This is a genomic window from Promineifilum sp. (SeqCode), from assembly GCF_041918635.1.
In the GTDB taxonomy this organism is placed as follows: domain Bacteria; phylum Chloroflexota; class Anaerolineae; order Promineifilales; family Promineifilaceae; genus Promineifilum.
Window position 1 is genome coordinate 1 of record NZ_JAYRVJ010000666.1, and the last position, 2,400, is coordinate 2,400.

Annotated in this window: 3 protein-coding genes; all 3 read right to left on the reverse strand. The window is 64.5% G+C overall.

Annotated features, from left to right (window positions below):
* Nucleotides 1-525: dihydroxyacetone kinase subunit DhaL (gene dhaL / locus ACE3UY_RS19550; RefSeq protein WP_374689158.1), on the reverse strand; the 525-nt coding region annotated here is incomplete at its 3' end.
* 94 nt (nt 526-619) lie between these two features.
* A complete protein-coding gene (gene dhaK, locus ACE3UY_RS19555) occupies nt 620-1,690 on the reverse strand; it encodes a dihydroxyacetone kinase subunit DhaK (RefSeq protein ID WP_374689159.1) in 1,071 nt (356 codons plus the stop codon).
* 135 nt (nt 1,691-1,825) lie between these two features.
* Nucleotides 1,826-2,400 (reverse strand): MIP/aquaporin family protein (locus tag ACE3UY_RS19560; RefSeq protein ID WP_374689160.1); only part of this gene is annotated, 575 nt, incomplete at its 5' end.

The following is a 2,400-nucleotide window of genomic DNA, read 5'->3' on the forward strand; positions in this document are numbered from 1 at the left end:
GGCCTGCAGCGGGATGGTGTCTTTCATCCCCTGCTCGGCGGCGGCCACGGCTTCGGCCACTGCCTCAGTGACGCTCTTGCCGTCGGCCACGGCCGACTTCAGGGCTTGCACAGCGGGCAGCAGGGCATCGATCATCGTCTTATCGCCCGGTTGGGCGCGACCGCGTTGCTGGACGCCCTCTACCGCCGACTGGATCAAAGCCGCCAGGTCGTCACTGCTCAACTCTTCCTTGGCGTCGGCGGCCATCCCGCCGCGCATGTAGAAGGTGCCATAGAGCGGCCCGCTGGCCCCGCCGACGCTGGAGATGAGCGTCATCCCGACGGTCTTCAGGATGTTGCCGATGTCCTTGTCGGCCACGGTCGGCAGCTTCTCGGCCACCTTCCTGAAGCCGCGATCCATATTCGTGCCGTGGTCAGCGTCGCCGATGGCCGAGTCGAGTTGGGTCAGGTAATCCTTGTTCTCTTGCAGAACCGCGGCCGTTGCTTCCAACCAGCGGACGATTTGCTCTTTTGTCACCGTACTCATGGCAGCCCCTCTTTAGGGACTAGGGGTTAGGGGCCAGGGGCTAGGGAAGAACGAGCCACACTAGTCACTTAGTCACTACCCACTAGTCACCGGTTTAGATGCCCCAGCGAAGGCCCGGCGTCTTCACCGGCGCGTCCCAGAACTTCAGGATCTCGTCGTCGGCCTTCAGCAGGGTGATGGACATGCCGGCCATCTCCAGCGAGGTGATGTACGGCCCGATCAGGTTGCGGACGATCTCGATGCCGTAGTCGGCGCAGACCTCGGCCAGCTTGCGATAGACGGCGTAAAGCTCCGACACGGGCGTGCCGCCCATGCTGTTGACGAAGGCGATGACGCGATCGCCGCGCTGGAACGGCTCGTCGACCAGTGACTTCTCGACCCATTCGCCGCTGTCCGACAGTTCGCGGACGATGCGCGTGTAGGCGGGGTCGGTGATGATCTCCTTGGCCATCAGCTCGGTGATCTCATCAGCCGTGGTCAGCGCCATGCGCTTCTGGCCAGGCTCGCCGTGGATGCCGATGCCGATCTCCATCTCGTCCTCGCCCAACTCGAAAGTGGGCTTGCCGGCGGCGGGGACGGTGCAGGAAGTCAGGGCCATGCCCATGGTGCGGCCATAGCTGTTGACCTTGCGGCACAGGTCGGCGCACTGCTCCAGGTTGTAGCCCGCTTCGGCCGCCGCGCCGACGATTTTCTCGGCCAGCACGGTCGTGCCGACGCCGCGCCGGCCGGCGGTGTAGAGGCTGTCCTTCACGGCGACGTCGTCATCGATGAGGATGTTCTGGACGGGAATGCCGTCCGCCAGGGCCATTTCGGCGGCCGTCTCGAAGTTGAGCACGTCGCCGGTGTAGTTCTTGACGATGAACAGCACGCCCGCGCCGCTGTTGACCATCTTGGCCGCCTCGTACATTTGAACGGGCGTCGGAGAAGTGAAGACCTCGCCGGGGCAGGCCGCGTCGAGCATCCCCATGCCGACGAAGCCGCCGTGCATCGGCTCGTGGCCGCTGCCGCCGCCGGAGATGATGGCTACCTTGCCAGCCACCGGAGCGTCAGCGCGATAGACGAAGTTCTCGTCGAAATGAACTTTCAACAAGTCTGGGTGGGCGACCGCCATGCCTTCCAGCTGCTCCTTGACCACATCGGGCACGGCATTAATCAGCTTTTTCATGGGTTCTCCTTGGAACGTCGAACGACGGGCCGCGCACTAGCGGGCGCGGAGCGCCCCAATGGGTGCGCAGGCGCTTGGTGGAGCGTGAGGCTCCCTACCTCTCAGGTAAGGAGCCTCAGTAAGGATTAGACCACTCTAGAGAGCAGACCAGCCCAGAATATTCCACAGCAACGCGCCGATCACAGCGCCGACGATGGGGCCGACGACCGGAATCCAGGAGTAGCCCCAGTCGGAGCTGCCCTTGCCGGGAATCGGCAGCAGGAAGTGAGCGATGCGCGGGCCCAGGTCGCGGGCCGGGTTAATGGCGTAGCCCGTCGGGCCGCCCAGCGAGAGGCCGATGGCCCACACCAGGAAGGCGACGGGGATGATCGCCAGGGAACCCATGTCCCCTTCCGCGCCGCGGATGGCCAGGATGCCGAAGACCAGGACGAAGGTGCCGATGATCTCGGTCACCAGGTTCCACACCGTGTTGCGGATGGCCGGGCCGGTCGAGAAGACGGCCAGTTTGGCGCCCGGGTCGGGGGTTGCGGCCCAGTGATTGAAGTAGGCTAACCACACCAGCACCGCGCCGATGATAGCGCCGATCATCTGGGCGATGATGTACAACGGCACATCCCCCCAGCTGAAACTGCCGGCTACTGCCAGGCCGATGGTGACGGCCGGATTCAGATGCGCGCCGCTGACAACGGCCGACGAATAAGCGCCGACGA

What these genes read in the sequence shown, in the direction of transcription:
- dhaK (WP_374689159.1), bottom strand. Translation starts at nt 1,690, where the DNA reads ATGAAAAAGCTGATTAATGCCGTGCCCGATGTGGTCAAGGAGCAGCTG.